This is a genomic window from Nocardia sp. GCM10030253, assembly GCF_042675075.1.
Classification (GTDB): domain Bacteria; phylum Actinomycetota; class Actinomycetes; order Mycobacteriales; family Mycobacteriaceae; genus Nocardia.
The window spans coordinates 546,944-572,208 of sequence record NZ_JBHTDL010000004.1; the positions used below are offsets into that span (position 1 = coordinate 546,944).

The 25,265-nt window shown below is 66.0% G+C and carries 27 protein-coding genes and 1 pseudogene; 15 read left to right on the plus strand and 13 right to left on the minus strand.

Annotation, left to right across the window (positions count from 1 at the left end; translation table 11 throughout):
- Positions 1-100 precede the first annotated feature (100 nt).
- Positions 101-619, plus strand: coding sequence for a hypothetical protein (locus tag ACFQZZ_RS06600; protein ID WP_378675411.1), 519 nt, complete (start codon positions 101-103; stop codon positions 617-619).
- 97 nt (positions 620-716) lie between these two features.
- On the plus strand, positions 717-929 hold the full coding sequence (locus ACFQZZ_RS06605; protein ID WP_378675413.1) for a hypothetical protein: 213 nt from the start codon (positions 717-719) through the stop codon (positions 927-929).
- A gap of 34 nt (positions 930-963) precedes the next feature.
- On the opposite strand, the gene ACFQZZ_RS06610 is transcribed toward ACFQZZ_RS06605, so the two are convergent.
- Positions 964-2,616: a hypothetical protein gene (locus tag ACFQZZ_RS06610; protein ID WP_378675416.1), complete on the minus strand. Its 1,653-nt coding sequence runs from the start codon at positions 2,614-2,616 to the stop codon at positions 964-966.
- A complete protein-coding gene (locus ACFQZZ_RS06615) occupies positions 2,613-2,942 on the minus strand; it encodes a type VII secretion target (protein ID WP_378675419.1) in 330 nt (109 codons plus the stop codon). Before ACFQZZ_RS06615 ends, ACFQZZ_RS06610 begins: the two co-directional genes overlap by 4 nt.
- A 199-nt stretch (positions 2,943-3,141) precedes the next feature.
- On the opposite strand from ACFQZZ_RS06615, the gene ACFQZZ_RS06620 reads away from it, so the two are divergent.
- The 10 genes from ACFQZZ_RS06620 to ACFQZZ_RS06665 all read left to right on the plus strand — a co-directional run bounded on the left by ACFQZZ_RS06620 (position 3,142) and on the right by ACFQZZ_RS06665 (position 11,131).
- Positions 3,142-4,146, plus strand: coding sequence for an NAD-dependent epimerase/dehydratase family protein (locus ACFQZZ_RS06620; protein ID WP_378675422.1), 1,005 nt, complete (start codon positions 3,142-3,144; stop codon positions 4,144-4,146).
- A 45-nt stretch (positions 4,147-4,191) separates the two neighbouring features.
- A complete protein-coding gene (locus tag ACFQZZ_RS06625) occupies positions 4,192-5,208 on the plus strand; it encodes an Rv2578c family radical SAM protein (protein ID WP_378675425.1) in 1,017 nt (338 codons plus the stop codon).
- A 122-nt stretch (positions 5,209-5,330) separates the two neighbouring features.
- Positions 5,331-7,304, plus strand: a complete 1,974-nt coding sequence (locus ACFQZZ_RS06630) for a 2-oxoacid:acceptor oxidoreductase subunit alpha (RefSeq protein ID WP_378675428.1) — start codon at positions 5,331-5,333, stop codon at positions 7,302-7,304.
- Entirely contained in the window at positions 7,301-8,383 is a 1,083-nt protein-coding gene (locus ACFQZZ_RS06635; RefSeq protein ID WP_378675431.1) for a 2-oxoacid:ferredoxin oxidoreductase subunit beta, read from the plus strand. Before ACFQZZ_RS06630 ends, ACFQZZ_RS06635 begins: the two co-directional genes overlap by 4 nt.
- A gap of 274 nt (positions 8,384-8,657) precedes the next feature.
- Positions 8,658-8,867, plus strand: coding sequence for a hypothetical protein (locus ACFQZZ_RS06640; protein ID WP_378675434.1), 210 nt, complete (start codon positions 8,658-8,660; stop codon positions 8,865-8,867).
- Entirely contained in the window at positions 8,864-9,028 is a 165-nt protein-coding gene (locus ACFQZZ_RS06645; RefSeq protein ID WP_378675437.1) for a hypothetical protein, read from the plus strand. Before ACFQZZ_RS06640 ends, ACFQZZ_RS06645 begins: the two co-directional genes overlap by 4 nt.
- A gap of 174 nt (positions 9,029-9,202) precedes the next feature.
- Positions 9,203-9,562: a hypothetical protein gene (locus ACFQZZ_RS06650; protein ID WP_378675440.1), complete on the plus strand. Its 360-nt coding sequence runs from the start codon at positions 9,203-9,205 to the stop codon at positions 9,560-9,562.
- Between the two features lie 213 nt (positions 9,563-9,775).
- A complete protein-coding gene (locus ACFQZZ_RS06655) occupies positions 9,776-9,979 on the plus strand; it encodes a hypothetical protein (RefSeq protein WP_378675443.1) in 204 nt (67 codons plus the stop codon).
- Positions 9,976-10,719, plus strand: coding sequence for a class I SAM-dependent methyltransferase (locus ACFQZZ_RS06660; RefSeq protein WP_378675446.1), 744 nt, complete (start codon positions 9,976-9,978; stop codon positions 10,717-10,719). The genes ACFQZZ_RS06655 and ACFQZZ_RS06660 overlap by 4 nt, the downstream gene beginning before the upstream one ends.
- 121 nt (positions 10,720-10,840) lie before the next feature.
- Entirely contained in the window at positions 10,841-11,131 is a 291-nt protein-coding gene (locus ACFQZZ_RS06665) for a hypothetical protein (RefSeq protein ID WP_378676429.1), read from the plus strand.
- 26 nt (positions 11,132-11,157) lie between these two features.
- Here the strand turns inward: ACFQZZ_RS06665 and ACFQZZ_RS06670 are convergent, their stop codons facing one another.
- Entirely contained in the window at positions 11,158-11,625 is a 468-nt protein-coding gene (locus ACFQZZ_RS06670) for a polyketide cyclase (protein ID WP_378675448.1), read from the minus strand.
- A gap of 303 nt (positions 11,626-11,928) precedes the next feature.
- Between ACFQZZ_RS06670 and ACFQZZ_RS06675 the strand changes: the two genes are divergently transcribed.
- Positions 11,929-12,096, plus strand: a complete 168-nt coding sequence (locus ACFQZZ_RS06675; protein ID WP_378675451.1) for an SDR family oxidoreductase — start codon at positions 11,929-11,931, stop codon at positions 12,094-12,096.
- 347 nt (positions 12,097-12,443) lie between these two features.
- On the opposite strand, the gene ACFQZZ_RS06680 is transcribed toward ACFQZZ_RS06675, so the two are convergent.
- From ACFQZZ_RS06680 to ACFQZZ_RS06700, 5 genes and pseudogenes are all read right to left on the minus strand, one after another.
- Positions 12,444-13,964, minus strand: a complete 1,521-nt coding sequence (locus ACFQZZ_RS06680) for a class I adenylate-forming enzyme family protein (protein ID WP_378675453.1) — start codon at positions 13,962-13,964, stop codon at positions 12,444-12,446.
- A 691-nt stretch (positions 13,965-14,655) separates the two neighbouring features.
- Positions 14,656-15,654: a malate dehydrogenase gene (locus ACFQZZ_RS06685; protein WP_378675456.1), complete on the minus strand. Its 999-nt coding sequence runs from the start codon at positions 15,652-15,654 to the stop codon at positions 14,656-14,658.
- Between the two features lie 347 nt (positions 15,655-16,001).
- Complete coding sequence (locus tag ACFQZZ_RS06690; RefSeq protein WP_378675459.1) at positions 16,002-16,658, minus strand: hypothetical protein; 657 nt, start codon at positions 16,656-16,658, stop codon at positions 16,002-16,004.
- Positions 16,659-16,700: 42 nt separating this feature from the next.
- Positions 16,701-17,978 (minus strand): histidine--tRNA ligase, encoded by a 1,278-nt coding sequence (gene hisS / locus ACFQZZ_RS06695; protein WP_378676432.1) that lies wholly within the window; start codon positions 17,976-17,978, stop codon positions 16,701-16,703.
- Positions 17,979-18,418: 440 nt separating this feature from the next.
- Positions 18,419-18,547, minus strand: a pseudogene (locus tag ACFQZZ_RS06700) (hypothetical protein); the annotation flags it as partial.
- Between the two features lie 98 nt (positions 18,548-18,645).
- Here ACFQZZ_RS06700 and ACFQZZ_RS06705 point away from each other — a divergent pair.
- On the plus strand, positions 18,646-19,164 hold the full coding sequence (locus tag ACFQZZ_RS06705) for a peptidylprolyl isomerase (protein ID WP_378676434.1): 519 nt from the start codon (positions 18,646-18,648) through the stop codon (positions 19,162-19,164).
- A gap of 368 nt (positions 19,165-19,532) precedes the next feature.
- On the plus strand, positions 19,533-20,087 hold the full coding sequence (locus ACFQZZ_RS06710) for a hypothetical protein (protein ID WP_378675461.1): 555 nt from the start codon (positions 19,533-19,535) through the stop codon (positions 20,085-20,087).
- Between the two features lie 80 nt (positions 20,088-20,167).
- Here ACFQZZ_RS06710 and ACFQZZ_RS06715 read toward each other — a convergent pair whose 3' ends face one another.
- From ACFQZZ_RS06715 to ACFQZZ_RS06735, 5 genes are all read right to left on the minus strand, one after another.
- Complete coding sequence (locus ACFQZZ_RS06715; RefSeq protein WP_378675464.1) at positions 20,168-20,554, minus strand: DUF4913 domain-containing protein; 387 nt, start codon at positions 20,552-20,554, stop codon at positions 20,168-20,170.
- Positions 20,551-22,377, minus strand: a complete 1,827-nt coding sequence (locus ACFQZZ_RS06720) for a type IV secretory system conjugative DNA transfer family protein (RefSeq protein WP_378675467.1) — start codon at positions 22,375-22,377, stop codon at positions 20,551-20,553. The genes ACFQZZ_RS06715 and ACFQZZ_RS06720 overlap by 4 nt, the downstream gene beginning before the upstream one ends.
- 42 nt (positions 22,378-22,419) lie before the next feature.
- On the minus strand, positions 22,420-22,986 hold the full coding sequence (locus ACFQZZ_RS06725) for a hypothetical protein (protein WP_378675470.1): 567 nt from the start codon (positions 22,984-22,986) through the stop codon (positions 22,420-22,422).
- Between the two features lie 101 nt (positions 22,987-23,087).
- Positions 23,088-24,779: a peptidoglycan DD-metalloendopeptidase family protein gene (locus tag ACFQZZ_RS06730; RefSeq protein WP_378675473.1), complete on the minus strand. Its 1,692-nt coding sequence runs from the start codon at positions 24,777-24,779 to the stop codon at positions 23,088-23,090.
- A 124-nt stretch (positions 24,780-24,903) separates the two neighbouring features.
- Positions 24,904-25,212: a transposase gene (locus ACFQZZ_RS06735; protein WP_364901592.1), complete on the minus strand. Its 309-nt coding sequence runs from the start codon at positions 25,210-25,212 to the stop codon at positions 24,904-24,906.
- Positions 25,213-25,265: the final 53 nt, after the last annotated feature.

The following is a 25,265-nucleotide window of genomic DNA, read 5'->3' on the forward strand; positions in this document are numbered from 1 at the left end:
GACGGATGATCGACGCCACAGCACGTGTGGGCTGTAGCAAGCCCGCACGCTGCGATGACCGATGGCAGATTGCCTGTGGCACAACTACGATGGAGATTTCATGCGAAAAATGAAGTCGGCACTGCTGTTTCTCGTAGTGACACTGGCCGGCGGCTGGGGGGTCGCCGCGGCCGAGCCCGCACCCCCGACGCCCGCGGTACCCGCCATCGCGCTACTCACGCTGACCACCATGCCCACCGGCTGGCAGAGCCGGGTCGACCTGCGTCCGATGCTGGAGGTGTACCCCGACGGCCGCGCGGTCAAGACGCCCGACGCCATCGCCGCGGACCGTGCCCCCGACACCCCACCGCAGCGGCTGAACGGCGCTGTCCCGCTGGATGTGCTGAACGCGGCACTCGGCGAGATCAGAGCGCTGTCGACGGTGGACCTCGGCATGCCGAGCGCGACCGATCAGGGCAGCCAGATCATCGACGTCATGCCGGAGCAGGCGGACCAGGACGTGCACCTGATCATGTACGCGCCTGAGCTCACCGAGGGCCTGACCACCGAGCAGCAGACAGCCAGGCAGCGCTTCACCGACCTCTATCGCAAGCTCGTGGACTCCTTCGTACAGAGCTGATCCGACACCGCGTTCCCGGCCTCCCCGATTCCCTCGGCGGCGGCCGGTAGCGTTCCGCTGGCAATCGCAACGACAAGACCACCGAGGCCACGGCCGAATGATGGGGCAGGCCTACCTGCGACGGCAACAGCCATACCAACTCGGCCGCCATCGCCCCGCCGCCGACTCGAAGGCGAGTTTCTACACGGGCGGCAGTGTGACGGTGGTCGTCGTATTCCTCGACGACGAGGGCGAACCGCTCGAAGACAGCAGGCAGACCGCCCAGCTCACCCTCACTCGGAACGGTGCCCTCCGCCCGGACCGGGAATAGGGCACCGTCGTGAAATCACTTGCCTGCGTTCGGGTTAGAACTGGTCCTGCTCGTAGTCGGAGCTGACCATCTCGTCCGAGTGCGTCGCACCGATGACATCCGGCGTGGACTCGCCGAGCGGTCCGGTGAGATCGTCGTTGCCGGTCCGGCTCTGGTACGGGTCCACGTTGCGCGAGTGTTCCTCGTTGTCATTGCCGCGCTGGCCTGCCGCGGCGGGGCCACCACCCATGAAGTTGGAGCTGCCGGCACCGGCCGGGGTGGTGCCCAAGCCGGAACCGAGCGACGAACCAGGCATGCCCGCGACCGGACGCAGCGCCGGCGGCACCGCCGCGCCGGGCAAACCGCCCGCACGTGGCGTCGAGGGCGAGCTCGGGCTGCCCGGCGAGCCGGTCCGGCTCGGACTGCCGGAGCGGCTCGGACTGCCGAGCGCGCCGAGCGGGCTGCCCGTGCCGGAACCGCCCGGCGTGCTCGGATTCGCCGAGGCGGGGTTGGTCGGGCTCCCCAGACCGCTGCCGCTCGTATCGAGCGCGCTGGCCGCTTGCGTCGCGGTGTCCTGCGCCTGGGCCACGATCGGCTCGCCGATGTTCTGCATCACCGCCTGTGCGACCTCTTGCGGCTGCGGCAACCCGCCAGGTGCGATCAGCTGGTTGACCAGACCGGTCAGCTCGGCTGTCTTGCCCGCCAGGTCGCCGCGGGTCGCGTTGGCGACGCTCACCGCTTGGCCGAGGTGCTCGGTGGCGGTGGCGATCAGCGAAGCCTGCGCGGGCGGCGTCAGGATCAGCGGCGCGAGCGCGGTGGCCTGGGTAGCGAACGAGGTCGCGATCCCGGTCAGCTGCACGTTGCCCTGCTGCACTACGGCAGCGGCCTTGGTGGTCAGGTCGGAGATGTCGAAGCCGCGCTGGCTGGTGTCCTGACCCTCGGTATTCGCCTTCTGGCCCGCGACCTGCGCGTTGCGCGCGGCCTGCCCCTGCCACAGCTGGTCGACGGTCGCCATGCTGCCCTTGCCCACCTGCATCGCCGATTCGATGACCTTGGAGGACTCGCTGAGAATCTTGGTCGGGTCGAGGGCGCCGAGGATCCCGGTGCCGAAGCTGCCGAGCAGGTCGAGAATCGGCTTGAACAGCATGTCGACACCGGGCAGTGCGGGCAGCGACAATCCGCTCATCAGCGCCGCGACCGGGTCGGCGGGCAGAGCGGGCAGGGCGGACATGTCAGGCAGCGCCGCAGCGGCAGGAGTCGCGGCTGCCGCAGCGCCGCCACCGCCGCCGAGCGCACCCTGCGCCTGACCGAGCACCCCCTGCGCCGCGCCGAGCACGGGAGCCGCGGCGTGACCGATCGCGGCGTTGGCGCCATCGAGCAGACTCGACACATCCGACGGAATGCCCGCGAGGATGTCGTTCGGGTCGGATGCCGGATTCCCGGACAGGCCAGGCACTCCGGCCGGGACGGTGCCCAACGTCGGCGAGTCTTCGCTGATCTTGCGCGCGAGGTAGAACTCGGGCGCCTCGACCGGCGGCATATCGGCGGGCAGCTGCCCCAGCGGCACATCCACCAAGCCCTGGGACGGCACGCTCTGCGCAGCATTGATCGCCGACTGCTGTGCGGCGGCCGCGGTGTGATCGACCGCGGCGGCGGCCTGGTCGGCCGGCGCGATCACACCCGAATTCGCTGAGTCCAGCGGCTTCATACCGCGCCTCCGATCTGGTTGGCGATCGCCGCCATCGAGCCCGCGTTGCCGAGATCGGTACCGTTGATGGTGGCGACCGTACTGAAGGTGGCCTCCGACAACTTGGCGTACTTGCCCGAGAGATCATTGATATCCCTGGCCTGCAATACCTGCGCGGCGGCGAACGCCACCAGATAGTCGGCGCCGATCAAACCGAAGACCGGCGTCATCGCGGCGACATTGCCGACCGCGTCGAAATTACCCGCTCCCGCGATCTCACCGGCGATCCCGGCGTTCGTCGCGGCGAACGTCGCGACCCCTTCGGTCTCCATCGAGAAATCACTCATCGAGCTGCCCCCCAATCATCGTGAACATCAGCTTCGTGCACTCCCTGCCCGCGCGACCACGCCGCTTCGGATGGGCCCCAATATAGCGGACCCTACCGGCAAGTTTCGAGTCCAACGGGCCCTCGGAAACGAACCGGCCGCCACCCGAAAGTAACTGGAACGTGTTGCAAATTAGAACAAGTTCTATATTGTCGGTGCCATGAAGGTCGCAGTGACCGGCGCAGCCGGCTACCTTGGCACGAATCTGCTCAGCCTGCTCGTCGGGCAAGGGCACGAAGTCGTCGCCATCGACCGCGTGGCTCCCGAGCGCCCCGCGGATCCCCACGTCACCTGGGTGTCGGGCAACGTACTGGATCCGGAGTCGATGCGTACCGTGCTCGCCGGTGCGGAAATCGTGTACCACCTGGTCGCCGTGATCACGCTGGCCGAGAAGAACGACCTGGCCTGGAAGGTGAACACCGAGGGCGTTCGGGTCGTCGCCGAGGCCGCGCTCGACCTCGGCGTGCGCCGGATGGTGCACGCCAGCTCCATCCACGCCTTCAACCAGTACAGCTGCGGCGGCCGCATCGATGAAGGCTCGCTGCGGTCCACCGACGAGAGCCTGCCGGTCTACGACCGTTCCAAATGGGCGGGCGAGGTCGAACTGCGCAAGGTGATCGACAAGGGCCTGGACGCGGTGATCTGCAATCCCACCGGCGTGTTCGGCCCGGTCGATCACGGCACTCCGCTCTCGCGCATCAATCGCACCCTCAAAGACGCCGCGCGCGGCCGGGTACCCGCGATGATCGCCGGCGGTTTCGACCTGGTCGACGTGCGCGATGTCGCGCAGGGCCTTATCCTGGCCTCGGAGCGCGGCCGCACCGGCGAGAACTACCTGCTGGGCGGGTCCATGATCTCGATGCTTGACCTGTGTCACCTTGCCGCGGGCCACGGCGGAAGGAAAGGACCGAAGTTCTCGATCTCACCCCGCCTGATCGGCGGCCTCATTCCAGTACTCGAGCCGATCGGAAAGCTGCTCGGCACCGACATCATGTCGCGGGCCGCGCTCGGCGCGCTGGTCTCCGCACCGGTGGTCGATCACGGCAAAGCGGAGCGGGAAATCAACTACCAGCCGCGCCCCATCGACGAGACCGTGCGCGACCTGGTGGCCTTCTTCAACGATCCGAACCAGCTGACACCACCCGACACCAGGCAGATCGCCTGACACCCGTCGCTTGACAGGCATTAGAACGCATGTTCGACTGATGGGGTGCGGTGGCAAAGCCAAACCCTGGATGCCGACGACGGCGCCTTGCCCGGTCTCGACCGGGCCGGTTTCGTGCGCACCGTTCAAACGCCGGAATTCGAAGGCATCACCTTTCACGAGGTGCTGTGCAAGAGCGCGCTGAACAAGATGCCCGAGGGTGCGAGTCTGCCGTTCCATTGGACGATCAATCCGATGCGCGGCTGCTCGCACGCCTGTCGTTACTGTTTCGCCCGCGGCACCCACGAGTATCTGGAGCTGGACGCGGGCCGCGATTTCGATTCACAGATCGTGGTGAAGACCAATATCGCCGCGGTGCTGCGTAAGGAACTCGGTAGACGGTCCTGGCACCGGGAGCCGGTCGCGCTCGGAACCAATACCGATCCTTATCAACGAGCGGAGGGTCGATATCGGCTGATGCCCGGAATCATCCGCGCTCTCACCGATTCGGGCACGCCGTTCTCCATCCTGACCAAAGGCACACTGCTGCGCCGGGACCTGCCGTTGCTGACGCTGGCGGCGCGCCAGGTGCGGGTGAGTGTCGCGGTGTCCATCGCGATCCTCGACATCGATCTGCACCGCAGTCTCGAGACCGGCACGCCATCACCGAAGGCGCGCCTGGATATGGTGCGCGCACTGGCCGACGCCGGATTCGACGTGAATGTCATGGTGGCGCCGGTGATTCCGTACCTCACCGACAGCCAGGCCCACCTCGACGAACTGTTCGGCGCGATTGCCGCGGCGGGGGCTGCCTCGGCGATCGCGTTTCCGATGCACCTGCGCGGCAGCACCCGCGGCTGGTTCCTCGGCTGGCTGGCCGAGGCGCATCCGGCGCTGCTGCGCCGTTACCGGCAGTTGTACGGGCGCGGCGCGTACGTCACGCCCGAGTACTCGACCTGGCTACGCGGACGCACCGATCCGCTGCTGGAACAGCACGGCCTGACCCGCGAACAACCCGCGCAACCGCAGGCACGACCGGAGAGCCCGCGCGCGGCCGACGAACAACTGTCGCTGTTCGCCTGAGTACATTCGCCGCCCCCACCGAACAATTCTCATCGGACCGCGCGCTTCGCGGTCAATCGCCCGCACAGCGGAGTAGGTTGGCCAATGGCACCCTCTCACCGACGAGGAAGTGAAGCAGGCACATGGTTTCGCACCAAAATGATGTCGGCACAGCGAAATTGGAAAAGGTCGTAATTCGGTTCGCCGGGGACTCCGGGGACGGAATGCAGCTCACCGGTGACCGTTTCACGCATGAAGCGGCCGCATTCGGCAACGACCTCGCCACCCAGCCCAACTTCCCGGCGGAGATCCGCGCACCACAGGGCACGCTACCGGGCGTCTCGTCCTTCCAGATCCAGATCGCCGACTACGACATCCTCACCGCGGGCGACCAGCCCGACGTGCTGGTGGCGATGAACCCGGCGGCGCTGAAGGCCAACGTCGAGGACCTGCCGCGCGGCGCAACTCTTATCGTGAACACCGACGAGTTCACCAAACGCACCCTCGCCAAGGTCGGTTACACCGCCGACCCCCTCGAGGACGACTCACTGTCGGATTTCGTGGTGCACCGGGTGCCGATGACGTCGCTGACCATGGGCGCCACCGAACCCACCGGGGTCGGCAAGAAGGACGGCCAGCGCGCGAAGAACATGTTCGCGCTCGGGCTGATCTCCTGGATGTACGGGCGCCCGACCGATGGCACCGAGCGGTTCGTCCGCGATAAGTTCGCCGCCAAACCCGATATCGCCGAGGCGAACCTGCTGGCGCTACGAGCGGGCTGGAACTACGGCGAGACCACCGAGAGCTTCGCCACCACCTATGAGGTGGCGCCCGCCGCGCTGCCGCCGGGCACCTACCGGCAGATCACCGGCAATACCGCACTCGCCTACGGACTCGTGACGGCCGGGCAGCTCTCCGGTCTGCCCGTTTTCCTCGGTACCTACCCGATCACGCCGGCCTCGGACATCCTGCATGAACTCAGCAAGCACAAGAACTTCGACGTCATTACCTTCCAAGCGGAGGACGAGATCGCCGGTATCGGCGCCGCGCTGGGCGCCGCGCTCGGTGGCGCCCTCGGCGTCACCAGCACCTCCGGCCCAGGATTGGCGCTCAAAAGCGAGACCGTCGGGCTAGCGGTGATGACGGAGCTGCCGCTGATAGTCGTCGATGTACAGCGCGGCGGCCCGTCCACAGGTCTGCCGACCAAGACCGAGCAGGCCGATCTGCTGCAAGCGCTCTACGGCCGCAATGGTGAATCGCCCGTCGCGGTGCTCGCGCCCCGCTCTCCCGCCGACTGTTTCGCGACCGCGGTGGAAGCGGCGCGGATCGCACTCACCTACCGCACTCCGGTGCTGCTGCTCTCCGACGGCGCCATAGCCAATGGCTCTGAGCCGTGGTCGATTCCGAACGTGTCAGAGCTGGCTCCGATCGATCCGGCGTTCGAGCCGGACGCCGACGACGAGGGCGGGTTCCAGCCCTATGCGCGCGACCCCGATACCCTCGCCCGGCCACTGGCCGTGCCGGGCACCAAGGGGCGTGCCCACCGCATCGGCGGACTCGAAAAGGCCGACGGCAGTGGCAATATCTCCTACGAACCGGCCAACCATGAGCTGATGGTGCGCCTGCGCCAGTCCAAGATCGATGCGATCGCCGTTCCCGACGTCGAGGTCGACGATCCGGACGGGCGCGCCGAACTCCTGCTGCTGGGCTGGGGTAGTTCGTACGGGCCGATCGGTGAGGCGTGCCGTCGGGCGCGCCGTCGCGGTGTCCCGGTCGCGCAGGCACACCTGCGGCATCTGAATCCGTTGCCCGCCAACCTCGGTGACGTGCTGCGGCGCTATCGCACCGTGGTGACGCCCGAGATGAACAGCGGCCAGCTCGCGCTGCTGCTGCGCGCGAAATATCTGGTGGATGTGCAGCCCTGGACCAAGATCGCGGGCACCGCGTTCTCCGCCCAAGAGCTCGTCGGGGTGATCGATGCGGCGCTGGACGGCTCGATCGAGGATATGGAACTCGACAAGGCCTTCGCCGCGCGAGCGCGGGCCACTTACCGCACCGCCGGCGACGGGTCGCAGGTCGCTCGAAACAACACCGCTAGCACTGGGGGCAACGAATGACCATCGTGGAGACCTCACTTGTCGGAACAGATTTGGGGCTGACCGGACTGTCCGGTGTACCCACCGCCGACGGCCCGCAGAAGGTGAAGGAATTCACCACGGATCAGGAAGTCCGCTGGTGCCCCGGCTGCGGCGACTACGTGATCCTGGCGACCGTGCGCAGCTTCCTAGCCGAACTCGGGTTACGCAGGGAGAACCTGATGTTCGTATCCGGGATCGGCTGCTCCAGCCGCTTCCCGTACTACCTGGAGGCCTACGGCATCCACTCCATCCACGGCCGCGCACCCGCCATCGCCACCGGTCTCGCGGTGACCCGCCCGGATCTGTCGGTATGGGTGGTCACCGGTGACGGTGACGCGCTGTCCATCGGCGGCAACCACCTCATCCACGCCCTGCGCCGCAACGTAAACATGACGATCCTGTTGTTCAACAATCGGATCTATGGCCTCACCAAGGGCCAGTACTCGCCGACCTCCGAACCAGGCAAGATCACCAAGTCGACACCTATGGGTTCGGTGGACCACCCGTTCAACACGCTGTCCGTCGCGCTCGGAGCGGAAGCCGGTTTCGCGGCGCGTGCCTTGGATTCCGACCGCCCCGGCCTCACCGAGGTGCTGCGCGCCGCCGCCGAACACCGGGGCACATCGTTCGTCGAAATCCTGCAGGACTGCCCCATCTTCAACGACGGGTCCTTCGATGTGCTGCGTCGTGGCGACGCCGAATCCCGCCTGATCCGGCTGCACCACGGCGAGCCGATCCGCTTCGGCGCCGATGGCGAATTCGCCGTGGTACGAAACGGTTTCGCCCTCGAAGTGGCACGCACCGACGCGGTCGCGGAATCCGACATCGTCGTGCACGACGCCTACACCGACAATCCCGAATACGCCTACGCCCTGTCCCGCCTCTCCGACCAAGACCTCGGCCACGTGGTCACCGGCATCTTCCGCGCCGTCACCCGCCCCACCTACGATGACGGCGTCCGCGCCCAAGCGGCCACGGCCCGCGAACGCAAACCGGTGCACCAGGATTCGCTGCAATCGCTGCTGAACGGCCCGGAAACCTGGACGATCGTCGACTAACCGTTCGACCCGACGAGCCGGGCGCGCGGGCGGTCGGCTGGCCGGCGGGGGGAGCGACGTAATCCCGCTCGCGCCGAAATGTGGCTGGGTTTACGAAATGCGAATAGCCCCTGCACTTCTCACTGCCCTGCTGTTGACCTCGGTAACCGCCGCCGAGGTTTCGGCGCAACCCCCGTTGCCGTCGGGTTCTGCGCTGCTCCGACCGTAGTGGGACCTGCCCGCAGATACCGGTGCCGCCGTTGCGGCCGCCGGGCTACCGTTGCCGACAACGATCATGACGACGTTCCACTACCACGCCCACCTCGAGGTCATCGTGTACGGGCACCCGGTGACGGTTCCTGCCTTGGTCGGTATCGATGAGGCGCGAATGATGGGTTCTCCCATGCATACTCACGATGCGAGCGGGATCGTGCACCTCGAGTCCGGCGAGGACATCCCGTTCACCCTCGGGCAGTTCTTCACCCAGTGGGGCCGATTCAGTTGACCCCGCTCGAGATCGTTCACCTCTACATCAACGGTCAGCGCTTTCCCGGTGACCCCGCGTCCTATCGATTCGGCGCACACGATCAGGTCGTGCTGGTCGTCGGCAGCCGCTGGATGACTCCGGAGGTGCCCGCGAGCTACGAGTTCCCACCTGGACTCTGACCGGTACACGTCAAATCAATTGAGTCGCAACCCAGTTCATGTATCAGCTCCCACAAATGGGAGGGTTCACTCCTTGACGAGTGACCTGAAACACACCAAACTCTAATTGCTCCAGTAGTTCTGGAGACTTGTCGGCCGACATGGTGAGTTCTTAGCGAATCGAGGAACCGGGCTATGACGACGAGCATCGCGGCCGTATCGGCCGAAACCGAGGTACCCGCAGCGGATTTCGACACGACGCATCTGAAGGAGAACCTGCGCTGGGGCCACCTGTTCTGGCCGGGTTCCGCGGCGTTGACCGAGGAGCAGATCGACGATCGAGTAGCCCGCTACCAGCGGTCACTGGAGCGCTTCCGGGCCAGCGGCATGCAGGGCAACTACCTGCCCGACGATCTGGAAGTGGACTCGGCGTGGCATGCGCACCAGTGCGATCCGGTCGGGTACGCGGAGTTCTGCACCCACTATTTCGGCGGCATTCTCGCCCACACGGTAACGCTGTGTGTCTGCAAGTTGGTCGATCTCGACAAGAAGTGATACGCGCTTCGTGGTAGCCGAAACACATATCAACTGCAAGAATTGATCCGTTCGGCGTAGCTCCCCTGCCGGGGAGCTACGCCGTCGGCGGCATATATCCGACCGTACGTGCGTCCGGTGGCGACCGGACAGCTCGCTGCTCGCGTGGACCGACCGCGCTGTTTCCGCAGCAATGAATTGCAATACGGCCGTTCAGCTTTCGAGGAGCGAGCAATGAAGATCTCGATCGAGCAGCCGACGAGCCCGACCTCGGGCATGCGTCGCGCTCCGTTATCGGAACTGATCGACCCGCTCGACGTGGCGGGTCGCGCTCTCGATGAGGCGCTGGAGCAGATCGTCCCGAAGGACGGTGGTGCGATCCCGTCGCCCCGCCGTGGCTCATGTCGGGTCGCAGACTTTCCCGGCCGGTCACGATGACCACTTCCGGACGCATCACCCGAGAAAACTGGGCAGATGACTTCTTCGACGAAGGTTTCCGCGAAACATTCTCCATCCTGGGTGTCTACGATGACACCGATAGCGAGATCGAGGCGATTGTCGCTTTGCTCCAATTGCCCCTCGGAGCACGAATACTCGATGTCCCTTGCGGCTTCGGCCGTCACGCCGGACCGCTCAGTCGGCGCGGCTATCGCGTAGTCGGTATAGATAACTCGCCGAAACAACTCGACGACGCCCGCGGTCGATACCCTGACTGCACCTTCGTCCTGACAGATATGCGAACGCCACCTGCAGGTCCCTACGACGCGATTCTGAACCTGTGGACAAGCTTCGGCTTCTTCGACACCCCCGAGGAAGACCTTGCCACCCTCGCGGCCTGGGCCGACGTTCTCGCGCCCGGGGGCAAACTCGTCATGGAAATCGATACTCTCGAATGCTTCGAGCATCGTGTACGCAACGGTAGCGAATTGATCAGTACGCAGCTCATTCAACGGTCCGATCTCGTTGGTCACGCCCGATATGATTGGACCAACCAGGAACTCAGCCTCCACTGGAAGCGCCCTGGATGGTCCCGACAGTGCCGGCTCCACATGTACTCCCGCCCACAACTCGAGACAGCAATCTACGAAGCCGGATTCGGCCACGTGGCATTCGCAGGCGACTTTCATGGCCGTCCGGTGGACCTGGACAGAAGAACCGTCATTGTCGTAACCAAGTAGCGCGGCACCTTTCCCTCAGTCCGCAATGGGAGATGTGCTGAACTCGGATCCACTACAGTTCTGCGCGCGGTGCGGGCTCCACGATGGTCACCTACCGCTGTTCCGTCTCGAACACCTGTCGATGCCTGTAGAACGACTCTTCTTGCGACCTCATACCTCGGATACGCCCGAATGTTCGATTGGACCAAAGGTGTTGGGGCAATCCGGTTGTCGAAGGATCACGCTGTGCGATGGGTTGGCGTGCGGCTTGTTCGTGGCGGGCAGCGAGACGCGGCGGTCTCATTGCGTGGGTTGCCTCCGCACGGCGCAGGCCAGGTGTCCCGAAGACCCGGATCTCCTGCGTCTTATCGCCGAGCTGCGCACGGGCAGTGAACGGTTCGATGATCTGTGGCGCTCGGTGGGCACCTGCTGACGATGCCCACCGGCCTGGCGGATCGCCTACTTCTTCTCCATGGTCCTGGCGAGGATGCCGAGCGTGGCCCGCAGCCCGGATTCGGGAATGAGCGGGAAGATTCCCATTTCGCGGTAGGGCGCTGCGATCTGGCTCCAGTCGTAATACGACGTCACCAAGGTGCCGATTTCGCTGGGTTCCACGCGGTAGCCGTAGCGGTGTTCGACCGGCGCCTCGGTCACTCCGGTGACCGTCCACTCGATATGGGCGTCCTGTTCGAATGCGGTGATGATCACCGTGACGTCGTACCTTCCCATGGGAAAGTCATTGAGCGATTCACGGTCCATATGCACGACGAATTCGTCTCCGGCGGCGGTGACGGCTTCGCCTTCCGCGGACTGCAGCATGCCCGAGCTGTCGATCGTCACATGCCCTTCGGGCGAGCACAGCAGGGCGAAGATCTCGGCCGGCTGTGCCGCGATCTCCCGTCGGACCTCGAACCGTTCTTCACTCATGGGATCCATCCTCGCATAATCGTCGCGGGGACGCTGACCGAAATAGGCTTTCGTACAACGTATTTCGCTGAACTTCACCGCCTTCAGCTCTGTAGTTCGGATATCGTCCCCGCACACTGCCCGGCCTACTCCGGGCCGACCCGAAGCGGGCGGTGCGGGCAAATCCGGCACCGCCTCCTTTCACCGGGCAGTTCACGAAGGAATCGTCGTGGATAGCGAAACCTCTTCGACCTCAACCTCTTCAGTGTCGTATGGGCCACCTGAGCGGCGCTGCCGAGTCTGCTGGAACGGCGCGGATCGATCGTGAACATCTCCTCGATCTTCGCCCTGACCCCTACCCCCGGCCCGATCGGCTACAGCGAGGCCGAAGCCGCGCTGACTGCTCTCGGCAAACGACTCAGCGACGGGTTCGGCCCGCGCGGGGTGCGCGTCAACACCGTATCGCCGGGCGTGGTGCGTAACCCGCTGTAACGTGGTGCGGAGAGCATCGGAGCCAATGTCGCAGCCGCGCAGGGGGTTTCCCATGCCGAGCTGCTGGAGATCCTCGTTGATATCTTCCATGTCGCTTCCGGCCGGATCGCCGAGCCGGACGAGTAGCGGCACTGATCACCTTCCTCGTTTCCGATAAGTCCGCCAACATCGTGGGGGCGGACTTCGTTATCGACGGCGACACCATCAAGACTGCCTGATATCGGCACGAGCCGACCGAGGTGGGTGGCGGGATCATCGAAAGGGCGGCGGCCCGCATCCTGGGCAGGATGCGGGCCGCCGCCGAGATCGCCCTGTGCGGGGCAGTTGTGCTGCCTTCACGGCTGATGTCAGCCCTTGCCGTATCTGAGTTCACGTTTCAGGATCTCGCCGCTCCCTGCCTTGGGGAGATCACCGACGAACTCGACGATCCTCGGGCGCTTATAACTGGCAAGCCGACCCTCGAGCCAGCCGAGCAGTTCCGTCTCGTCGAGCTCCTGACCGCGGCGTAGCACCACGACCGCTTTCACGGTCTCACCCCAGTGCGGGTGGGGTACGCCGACGACGGCGGCCTCGAGCACCGCAGGGTGCGCGCCGATCGCGTTCTCGACCTCGACCGAGTAGATGTTCTCTCCGCCCAAGATGATCATGTCCTTGAGCCGGTCGCGGACGTAGAGGAATCCGTCGTTGTCGATCATCCCGATATCGCCGGTACGGAACCAGCCGTCGGCGGATATCGCGGCCGCGGTCTGCGAGGGTTTGTTCCAATATCCGATGGTCAGTTGCGGCGTCCGCAGCCAGATCTCGCCGTTCTCACCGGTGCCGACGTCGCGGTCGGTGGAAACGTCGACGATCCGGCACTCGCAGTTGGGCAGGATGCGGCCGACGCTACCCGGATGCTGGTCGACCTCCCCCCGGCGGAAGATCGGCGCGATCGCCACCCCGGCACAGGTTTCGGTCAAGCCGTAACCCTGCGAAAAGCCGGTCTGCGGCAGCATCTCCATCGCCTCGTCGATCAGCGAGCTGGTCGAGGGCGCCGAGCCGTAGACGATCACCTCGAGACTGGACAGGTCGAAGGCCTCGGCGGCGTTCTCGGCAACCAGACTGGTCAGCAGGGTCGGCACCAGGCTGGTGTGGGTGACACCTCGGTCCTCGACGGCGCCGGCGATCTCGGCGACCGAGGTCCCCGACGGGATGACCACCTCGCCGCCCAGGTGCACGCAGCACACCACCGAGCTCATCCCGCTCATACGAAACAGCGGCAGGCAGGCCATGTACCTCATCTCCGGGTGCAGCGCCCAGGCTGCCGCCGCCTGCTGGGCCATCTCCCGCAGATTTCGCTCGACGAGCTGGATGCCCTTGGGCTCGCCGGTGGTGCCGGTCGTGTAGGCCAGCAGCACGACGGACTCGTCGGTTTGGTCGACATCCGGCGCGTAGCCGGAATCTCCTGCGGCATACCAGCGCTCGAAGTCGGAGCCTTCGGGTCCGTCCAGCCGGACCACCGGGCACCCTGGGTCCAACCCCGATGCCAACTCCCGCTCGGCGAAGAGCAGGGACGGGTTGCAGTCCTCCAGAACAGCCCGGAGCTCGGCCGCCGTCAGCCGCCAGTTCAGACCGACCAGCACAATACCGGCCCAGGAGGCGGCGTAGACGAGCTGGACGTAGGCCAAGTCGTTGTGCGCGAGCACCGCCATCCGGTCTCCCCGGCGTAGACCGGCAGCGTGCAGCCGGTCCGCGATTCGCGCCACGTCCCCGGTGAACTCCGCATAGGTCTGCGACCCCGAAGGCGCGCTGACCGCGCGGTATCCGGCGCGGTCCCGGGCATGCCCGGCCAACAGGCCGGCCAGAGTCGGGGGGTGAGAGATGGTCATCGGCGTCTCCCTAGATCCTGGCCGCGACCGCAGCCATCTGCCCGGCGTACCGGATGGTCGATGTCCCATGCGTGCCAGATCACGTGGCCAGCGGCTCGATCTCGTCGACGACGAACTGCCGCACCCAGGCGACCCCTCGAGCGAACCCCAGGTCGGTCTCGAAGCTCGAGGACCTCCTGCTCCCTCTTCTGCATTCTTATCTCTCGCTGGTCGGAACGGTGCAGGCACTGATGCTCGGGCTCCGGGAAAGGTGACCACCGCGCAGGTGCCCACCGTCCCGCGATCAGTCGCGGGTCGTCGCCGGTCCCGAAGATGCTGTCGGGGATCGTATCCAGGAAATAATCGAGTTGTCACGCGATTCGAAAGGACGCTGGTTCCTCTGGGGTTCCCGGAACTGGCGGGGTTCCGGCTGCGACTTCCGTTGTGATACGGCGGTATTCGCGCCTCGCTTCGCTATGGGTGTCGTAAGTGAAGCGCTGACGGTCCCGGCTCCCATCCGGTTTGGGGCCCACATCGACCTGAAACCAGTACGTCACCTTGCCGCTGTTTGGCGATGCGATTGTTGTCGGTTCAGCACGACGGGCCGCCTTGGGGGCATTGCTTCGGTCATGTCGGGGTACATCAAGGTGGGCACCAAACCCAGGGCGATTCACCTGTCGATGCCTGTAGAACGACCGCTCCGAACGAGGACTCAGCCGTTCTTGGCGAAGCCGAGGTCGATGACCGCTTCCCGTTCCTGCTCCAGCTCGGCCACGCTGGCATCGATGCGGGCGCGGGAGAATTCGTCGAGGTCCAGTCCCTGGACGATGGAATATTCGCCCTCGGCACAGGTCACCGGGAACGAGCTGATGATCCCCTCGGGGACGCCGTAGGAACCGTCCGACGGGACGGCCATCGACGTCCATTCGCCGTCCGGGGTACCGAGCACCCAGTCGTGGATGTGGTCGATAGCGGCGCTGGCCGCACTGGCCGCCGATGAGGCGCCACGAGCCTTGATGATGGCGGTACCGCGCTGCTGCACGGTCGGGATGAACTCCTCGCGCAACCAGGCGTCGTCAGCGATGAGGTCGAGAGCACGCGTGCCCGCGACGGTGGCGTGCGTGATGTCCGGGTATTGGGTGGCCGAATGGTTACCCCAAATCGCCACGCCGGAGATGTCGGCTCCCGGCGCACCCGTCTTCTTGGCCAGCTGCGCGATCGCCCGATTGTGGTCGAGGCGGGTCATCGCCGTGAAACGCGCGGCAGGCACGTCGGCGGCATTGCTCATGGCGATGAACGCGTTGGTGTTGGCGGGATTGCCTACCACGAGCACCTTCACATCGCTTGCGGCGCTGGCATTGATGGCCGCGCCCTGATCGGTGAAGATGGGGCCGTTGGCGTTCAGCAGATCCGAGCGCTCCATCCCAGCCGTCCGCGGTCGCGCTCCGACCAGCAATGCGACGTTCGCGCCCTCGAAACCCACCCACGGGTCGTCACTGATGTCGATCGATTCGAGCAGCGGAAACGCACCGTCCTCGAGCTCCATAGCGACACCCTCCAGCGAAGCGACAGCCGCGGGAATCTCCAGCAACCGCAACCGCACCGGCGTATCCGCACCGACCATCGCCCCGGACGCGATCCGGAACAACAGACCATAGGCGATCTGCCCCGCAGCTCCGGTAACAGCGACAGTGACGGGCGCGGTGCTCACGACGAACTCCTTGCGGTAGGCGGACACTCGATCTCCACCCTATCGAGTCTCACCGCCCCCGAACCCGGGTGGTGAGCTACCCGACAGTTGCCCCCTGGAGGCGCTGCATACGTGACCTCTAGAGGCTTTGCGCACATCTGCCCGGTTCACACTCAAACGCTCGGTGCGCGCTGGCCTACGCCACATCGAGGCAGTGACGCGAAGGCCGGCACGTACCGCTCGACCGAATCGAGTCGCTACGTGCCGCGCGTTTCCATGGTGCACGTGAACGTCCGCTCACCAACTACTTGCCGATGCATCCCATACAACTCGTCGAAGTCAGCACACCTGGCCGGAGCCGGCGCAATTCAGCACAACGCCGCGACTTCCCCATCGGTCAGCACGATCGGCGACACGTAGTCCTTCTCCCGCGCCAGCTGCACCGCCCGATACAGCGGACGCTCCGTCAGTCCCGCATCGCGCGCCTCGGCGCGCAGCTGGTGGACCAGCATGGTCGAAACCGCGACGGCCGCGGCCAATGGGCATGCGGCCAGGGCGTCGGCCAGTTTGCGCAGGCCGATCAGGTGCAGTTCGCGACCGCTGCCCGTGTCGGTGTACATCGCCAGCGGAATGATCTGTGTGTCGGCTCCCGCGGTCACCCGCAGCACGATGCGGCTGAGGCGGGCCGGAAACACCAGGACCTCGACACCGGTCGCCGCGGCGATGTCGACCCGCTGCTCACCGAACAACCGGCGCGCGTGAATCATGGTCCCGGCCAGCCACATTCGCCGTCGGCGCAATGCCATCGCATATCCGACGGTCGGCACGCTGACGACAAGACCGATCACGACCGCAATCGGCCAGCTCACCAGGAACGCCGCCAACAGCGCGGCCCCGAGTCCGACCCCTATCGCGGCGAGGGCTAGTCGCCGCAGCATGGGCGCATACATCTCGGGTGCGACGAGGTCGAGTCCGACCGGTGAAACAGGCTGAGAATCCCCAGGATTCGACGGTTCTACAGTCACGGCAGCGCATTCAGACAGGTGTCGGTGTATCGGGGCACCGTACTACTCGGCGCGGGTCAGCGCGGCCGCGACGGCGGTAACCGTCTCGTCCAATGGGATCTGGCGTTGATCACCGGTCGCCATGTCCTTCATACCGATCGTGCCTTCGGCCAGGTCACGGTCACCGAGGACCAGCGTGAGCTTCGCCCCGGACTTGTCCGCCGCCTTCATGGCGCCCTTCACACCGCGCCCACCGTAGGCCAGATCCACCCGAATGCCCGCGGCCCGCAACTGCGCGGCCAGCACCACCAACCGTTGTTTGGCGGCGTCACCCAGCGACACACCGAAGACCTCGCAGCGTGCCGGGTCACCCGCCGACTTGCCCTCGGCGGCCAGCGCGAGCACGGTGCGGTCGACGCCGAGCCCGAAACCGATGCCCGACAGCGGTTGTCCGCCGAGTTCGGCCATCAGGCCGTCGTAGCGACCGCCGCCGCCGATACCGGACTGCGCGCCGAGACCGTCGTGCACGAATTCGAAGGTCGTCTTCGTGTAGTAGTCCAGACCGCGGACCATGCGCGGGTTCACCACATAGGGCACGCCGAGCGCCTCTAGATAGCCGAGCACCTGCTCGAAGTGCGTCTTCGCCGATTCCGACAGGTGATCGATCATCAGCGGCGCGTTCGCGGTCATCTCCCGCACCTCGGGGCGCTTGTCGTCGAGCACGCGCAGCGGGTTGATCTGCGCCCGCCGCTTGGTCTCCTCGTCCAGCGGCAGCTCGAGCAGGAACTCCTGCAGCAACTCCCGGTATTGCGGACGGCAGGTCTCGTCGCCGAGCGAGGTGATGTCCAGCCGGAAGCCTTCCAGCCCGAGCGCACGGAAGCCGGCATCGGCGATCGCGATCACCTCGGCGTCCAGCGCCGGATCGTCGACACCGATCGCCTCGACGCCCACCTGTTGCAGCTGCCGGTAGCGGCCGGCCTGTGGCCGCTCGTACCGGAAGAACGGTCCCGCGTACACGAGCTTCACCGGCAACTGGCCGCGGTCGAGGCTGTTCTCGATCACCGCGCGCACCACACCCGCGGTGCCTTCGGGCCGCAGCGTCACGCTGCGGTCGCTGCGATCGGAGAAGGTGAACATTTCCTTGCTCACCACATCGGTCGACTCGCCGACGCCGCGCGCGAACAGTTCGGTGTCCTCGAAGATCGGCAGCTCTACATGCCCGTACCCGGCGAGTCGGGCGGCGCGAAGAAGGCCGTCGCGCACCGCGACGAACTCGGCCGAGCCGGGTGGCACGTAATCCGGTACCCCCTTCGGGGCGGAGAAGCTGCTGGTCTTGGTCACGATGGTCCAGTTTCCACCACCACCGCCCGCCAAGTCCAACCGGTTAGCGCGCAACGCCGCGTCGGGCGCCACGCTCGACCATGTCCGCGTCGGCGTGGTGCAAGTCGCCGAAGCGGTTGCTGTGCTCACGAACGAGCCTCCCGCACGACGCTCCCGTCACATGCGGTCACACCAAAGCGCCTCATGGCCCCCAGGATGCTGACGGTATGGTGACCCCCATGAACACTCGCATGCAGCGAATTCGCCGCATGCCAGGTGTTCCTATTCCGGAAGTGACGGATACGGGAGGAACGTGGTAGTGCCGAGCAACGAACAGCGGCGAGCAGCGGCGAAACGCAAGCTGGAACGCCAGCTCGCCAACCGGGCCGATCGGGCGCGCAGGCGCAAGCAACTCACGATCGCCGGGTCCGTGCTCAGCGTCGTCGTGGTGGTCGCGGCGGTCACCGGCGTCTATTTCCTGACTCGCGGCGACGACAGCGAGAACAGCGCCGCCTCCGAGACCAAGGACGCCGCGCTCTCCGCCGCGGCGCCCCCCGCAGCGCAGGCCAAGCCCGCCTCGGTGAACTGCGCCTACCGCGACGGCCAGCGGCCCGCGGACAAGCCGGTGAACAAGCCCCGCACCGAGGGCATCCTGACCGACGGCCCCAACGCCAAGCTGAGCGTCAGCATGGAAACCAGCCAGGGCCCCATCGGCCTGACGCTGAACAACGCTGAATCGCCGTGCACCGTCAACAGCTTCGCGAGCCTGGCGAGCCAGGGCTACTTCGACGGCACCAGCTGCCACCGCATGACCGCGGGCGAGGGCTTGAAGGTGCTGCAGTGCGGTGACCCGACCGGCACCGGAATGGGCGGCCCCGGTTACGAATTCGCCAACGAGTACCCGACCGATCAGTACGCGCCCGGGGATCCGGCCGCGGAGTCGCAGCCGGTTGCCTACAAGCGCGGCGTGCTCGCCATGGCCAACGCGGGCCCTGGTCCCGACGGCGGCGGCACCAACGGCAGCCAGTTCTTCATCGTCTACGGCGATTCCGAATTGCCGCCGCAGTACACCATCTTCGGCACCGTCGACCAGGACGGACTCGCGACGTTGGACAAGATCGCCAAGGGCGGTCAGGACAATGCGAACGGCCCCGGAGACGGCAAGCCGACACTCCCGGTGACCATCTCTTCGGTGCGCCTGGACTGAGTCACACTGGCTGCCAACGGCTCGGGCCCACCGCCCTCGGCGGCGAGCTCGAGCCAGCTAGGGTAGGCGATCCTAATCATCCGGTAAGGGTGGGCTAAAACAGGAGATCCTACGGCGCTTTGCACTACGTGCCGGAATTGTGCGATATATGCTGTTAAGCGGCACGCCCGTACGGTTGTGTCGAGCTTTCTCGGGTAATCTCAAAACAAGGAGTTCCCGTAGCGTAGTAGGGAATGCCACGCCACGAGTCCTCTTGGTGTCCGCGTTTGCAGGCGGGGCATCGTGCGGCGGACTACAGTTCGCGTGGCGGTGTCCGTGACGAAACACCACAACATCCATAGTGATCACTGCAGCATCGGGGAGCAGCCATGTCCGAGGAACTGGACGACATCGGCCGGGAAACCGCGGCCATGATAAGGACTATGTTGCAGCTTGCGACTCTGGTCGCGCTGAAGACCCGTGAACGTGGTCAGAAAGAAGCCGAAGCCCGCGTCAAGGTGACCGAGGCCCGTATCAAGGAAGCCAGAGAGCTTCAAATACGTGAGGCCCGCGACTCCAAGGCCAAGGATCCGCGCAACCTGGAACTGGCCAGGATGGTCGAGAAGACGGTGCCCGCCAAGGGAATCTCCTTGGAGAAGGACCGATTCGCGGCGCAGGCCGAGGCCAGTCGTATGGCCGCGACCGCTTCCGCCATGGCCAAGCCGCTCGTCAGATACGACTCCGCCGAACGGCGCACGGCCATCGCGGCGCATCTCGCCAGGATCGGCATCTCGCCGGAGTTGGCGGCGGTGCGGATGCTGATCGAGGTCGGGCAGGCACAGCCACCGGAAGAAGCGGTCCGCATCCGCAATGAAGAGGCCGGAGCGGCCGCAACCCGGGGTCGGGAGCAGGAAGCCCGCGGCCTGGAGCGCGTCCGACAGTAAGAAACGAGAAAACGCCCGCTGATCCAGCGGGCGTTTCGTCATTCCGCGGACGGTATGTCCACGGTGCCTTCAGGATTCGCTCACATGCGGAAGTCGCCGACGGTCGGATCACCGAACAGCCCCTGGGCCGGGGATTTCAGCGGCAGTGGGCTCAGCATGTCCTTGTGCCCGTTGCGGACGCTGCAGTACTTGAACGGCCCACGAGGATCGAACAGCTTCGTCATGTGCGGGTCGGCATGGTCGAGGAACCAGACGCTGAGCCCGGTGCTCGGCTGCAGCCGGTAGTGCTCCCACGCGCGCCACAGCGCATCCAGCCGCGCCACCGCCTCGGCATGCTTCCACCATTCGGGGCACCACACCGTTTCGCTGATGTCGGTCACCTGGCGGCGGTAGACGAGACTCAGATAGTTCTCGACGAATTCCACCACGCTGGTGTAAATCATCGGCTGTTGCTGCTGTTCGGTCACAGCGGCCGGACCTCCTCGACTTGGCCGTATTCCGGTGGTGGGGTGACCTTGGTCAGCGAAGGCGAGCCGATCAGGTCAGCGATCTCGGTCTTGCGCCCTGGGAGATGGTGCTCGATCGACTTCTTCACGTCGGCAGAGTACTCGCCCTCCCACCACGGCACCGTGCGGATCAGCACCGCGGGCTGGCCGGAGGTGAATACGATCGCCCGGCCCTGTGGCAGGGTCGCCAACCCGTGCACGGTGAAGGTCTTCGAAGAGCCGAGCGAGCGCGAATAGCTCTTTCCACCTTTGGATTCGGAGACCGACGAGGAGATTGCTTCATATTCGCCGATCGCTTCGGAGCGGTCCCGCAGGAAGTTCATGTCGTCCACGCCGGGGCCGAGCACCTTGACATTCGCCGCCGACCACAGCGCGAGCATGCCCGCGTCACCCCAGCAGCGCGCACCCTGGGCCCACGACTGCAACACCGTCATCACCACAATGCCGCGCGACCCGAAGTGGCTGTACTGCTTGGGCAGATCCTTCCAGCGCACCACGTTGGCGGCCTCGTCGAGCACGGCGAGCATCGGAATGGGCAGGCGACCGCCCGGCGAGCGCGACGCCCGGCGCATGGCCACGTCGATCACGGCCTCGGTCAGCGCACTCACCAGTGGCGCCGCCGAGCCGCGGCCCTCCAGCGAGAGGCTGTAGAGGGTGCCGTTGGCCTCGATGAAGGCCAGTTCGTCGAACTGCTCCCTGTTGTCGCCGGGCAGGATCCAGGAGTGCACGTTCGACAGCTGCAGGCACCGGATCATCTTCTTGGCGGTACCGAAAATGCCGCTCTTGGTTCGTGGGTCGGCGTTGTACTGCATGGCAAGGCCCGACGCCGTGTAGTGCTTGCTGGCATTACGCAGCAGCTCGATGGGCTCCGAGTCACCGGGATTCGTCACCCAGTCCCACACCTGGACAATCGGCAGACCGCCGAGCGCGGCCGCCAAGAACAGCCCGGCGAGCAGATCCTCGGCCTCGGGGTCGAAGAACACATCGGACTTCGTTGAGTCCGAACCACTGTCGGCATCGGCGAAGTGTCCGGCCAGCCGCGCGGCCCGCATTTCGGCGCCGTCGTGATGAGCATCCACCCAGGCCAACGGATCCCAGTACCAGGTGGGTTCCTCGCCCGCCACGCCCTGCGGATCGAAGACAAAGGTCGGACTTCCCTTGGCCTTGCGCACATCCCGGGTCGCGTCCACCACGTCTCGTTTGTTCGAGGTGGCCAATACCGGCCCGATCGCGGTCAGGATCGCCGGAATCACCCGTGAGGTCGACTTACCCTGCCGTGGACCCCAGATATCCAGGTGCAGGTCCTCGTAGGAGCCGTAGAGCATCACCCCGTCGGCGACGCCGATGCCGATCGGCACACCGGGCGCGTCGTTGTAACCGAGCCGCACGCCGAGCATTTCGGCCTTCGCCCGCACCCCGGCCTCGGTGAGCGAGGCGATGGCGCCGCCGTTGCCCATTACGTCGGCCTTGTCGTCGATGGCCAGGCGTCCTTTGCCCTGCCGCTTCTTCAGCTGCTTACGCACATAGAAGTAGACGAGGATGGACACAACCACCAGCAGCACGAGCACCGTGGACGCGCGCGGCCACTGCAGGTCGCCGCGGGCGAGGTCGGCGACGATGGCGATCGGATTGATCGGGATGTCCTGATGGGTCACCGCCATCGCGTTGCCGAGATGCAGTGCGATCCACAGAGTCCCCAAGATCGCGAAACCGGCGTAGATCATGTACAGGGTGACATCGGGTCCGATCGCGGCCGGATCCTGCACCTTCTTTTTCTTCGCCATGTCTGCCTCCTGTCGGGACCGTGCGGTGTGGTCTGCGCTGTATCAGCGGAATGCGTCGAGCCGCCAGCCGTCCGGTGTGCGGACGACGGTAGCGATGACCGTGGCGGGCGGCAGCTTTTCCTTGCGCCCGTTCGGGTAGACGACGGTCTGCTCGATGCCGATCTTGAATTGTTGGATATTCGGGTCCGCGCCCGCGGGCGGCTTGTCCCCGGAGGCGAAGGTGAACGCCTCGACACGCGCCTTCGCCTTGGCCCAATCCGCCCACTGCAGTGTCGTCTTCGGCGTCTCCAGCCCGGTCGGTGAGCTGTCCAGCATCCGAATCATGCTGGGGCCGAGCCATTTTCTAGCCCTGGTCAACGAGGCGCCTTGATCCTCGGTGACAGGCTGCCAGGTATAGATCTCCTTCAGCGCGGCCACCGCGACACCATCGGGTGTCACCGGATCGGGCGCGGGCGCATCCTCCAGCAATCTGGTCGTGGACGTGGGTGGGTGCGACACACCGGAACCCGCGTCGTCACGGTCTCCGCGACTGCAGGCGACGCCCAGCATCGCGACGCTCACCACCAGCATCACCACCAGTTTCGCGCGGGCTTTCGCTTTGTCGTTCAAGACTAGTCGGTCATTCAAGGCTAGCCGCCGTGACCGACACATGGGCGCTCCGACAGCCTCGGGCGCTTCGGCGTGTTCATTCCCCCTGGTGGTCCCGGTGCTCACAGTACCCTCCTGGCCCGCGCGTCGCCCGGCACCGCGACCTCGGTCACGCCGCCGCGTGAGCGCGCATCCACACCGGGCACCGACTGGATCATTTGTCCATTGCCGGAATAGATTCCGACCTGCGCGGGACCCCGCGGACCGAACGAGCTGAACACCAGATCGCCCGGCGCCAGTTTGCCCATCGGCACCTCGACACCCGCTTCCCACTGTTGTTCGGCCGTCCGCGGCAGCGTCACGGTGCCGGAGGAAGCCGCGAACACCGCCGCCGAGGTCAGGCCGGGACCGTCCAGACCGCCACCGCTCGGCCCCTGCGGCCCGCCACCACCCCATACATACGGCTGGCCGAGCCATTCATGCGCCGCCTCGACGACATTCGCGCCGCTGGACCCCGCCTGCGGCGTGAAACGACCGAGCGAACCCGGCGCGCGGTACTGCGGCTCCATCGCGAGGATGTTCGCGACGTAGGGCTGGGTCTCGGAGTAGTGCGCCGCGAACTGATTCGGCATGCCACCTGAGGCGAGCACCGCGCCCTCACCGGCGTTGTAGGCGGCCAGAGTCAGCGCGGTGATGTCGCCGTGCACGCGGCCTTCCGCTTGCCAGGCCATGATCTTGTGCGCGATGGCGCACATATAGCGGCCTTGCCCGATGATCGCGTCACCGTCGTCCCACACGCTGGCGATACCGTTGCCGTCGGCGTCGATGACATAGGGCTGGCCGTCGTCGGGGTTCGTGCTCACCGCGGTGCCCGGCAGGAACTGCGCGAGCCCCTGGGCACCCGCGGGCGAGTTCGCACCGCGCTGGAACCCGGACTCCTGCCTGCCCTGGGCGGCCAACAGCGACGGGGTGACCTGCGGACACAGCGATCCTGCACGGCGATACCAGATTTCGAGCTCCGGTGGGACCTTGCCCGCGGCCAGCGCGCCACCGGCGGTACCGAAACCGCGGCTGCAGCGTGGATCGTTCGAAAAGGCTCGCGCACCACCGACATCCGGCGTCGGTGCGCCATCGAGCCACGGCAGCGGGTCGATCTGGCGTCCGCCGGTGAAGCGGCCGCCGGGAACGATCTCGAAATGCAGGTGTGGACCACTGGATTCACCCGCCGAGCCGACCTGCGCGATCGGCTGACCCGCGGTCACCGTGTCGCCGACGCGCACGTGCACGCCGCTGTCCCACATATGGCCGTACACCGCCGAATACGAACGGCCGTTGGTGTCCACCGAGTCGACGACGACCCAGTTGCCGAAACCCGATGCCGGACCCGCCGCGACGACGCGGCCGTCGGACACCGAGTAGATCGTGGTGCCGTCGGTGGCGGCCATGTCGACACCCAGATGCGCGCCACCGCGCGCACCGAAAACGTCCGATACGGTGAACGTGCCCACCGCGAGCGGCAGCGTGCGGCGAATCGGCCCACTACCGGCCGCCAGCGACGGCGTGCCGGTGACCGTCGACTTCGTCTGTGTCACGGAAGAATTCGGCGGCGTCGCCGTGGCGGTGCCGATCGCGGCAGCGGCTCGGGGATCACCCGGCGCGTAACTACCCAGCGAGGGCAGCATGGTCTGCGACGGCCCGAGCACCGAGTAATCCTCGCAGGCGTCGTCCACCGCGGGCATCACGACGACCACGACCAGGGTTATCAGCGCCAGTACCGCGCCGAGGGCGAACCATAGGATGGAGCGACCGGTCACCGCGGCACCGCCGCCTCACGGGAAATCGGCGCGGGCACCACCTGCTCAGCCGAATTCGACACCCGCGAAGGTGGATTCGGCACTGCTTGCGCAGATCGCAGACGGACCCGCACGCAGTGGCAGGTCACCGTTGGCGCCGGGATTCATTGAGGGTGTCGGCGAGTGTGCGATTCATTTCGGCGGCCGCGGCCAATTGCTGTTGCAGCAGCGCCACTTTGCGGCGCAGCGCTGTCGCGTCCAACCGCTCCAGGCTCGGTCCTTCGGCGGCACGCACCCAGTTGCGCACCGAATTCGTATGCACGCCGATCTGTTCGGCGACCACCCTGCATGCCTCCGATTCGCTGCGCAGCTTGCCGGTCAACGCCATGACCTGCTCCACCGCGGCATTGCGCACCTCCGGCGACACTCTCCGATAGGACCGATGCGGCATCATGCGACCCACCTCCCGCACGAACGCACAGGTCTGCACCGTCTCATGGCCATCGC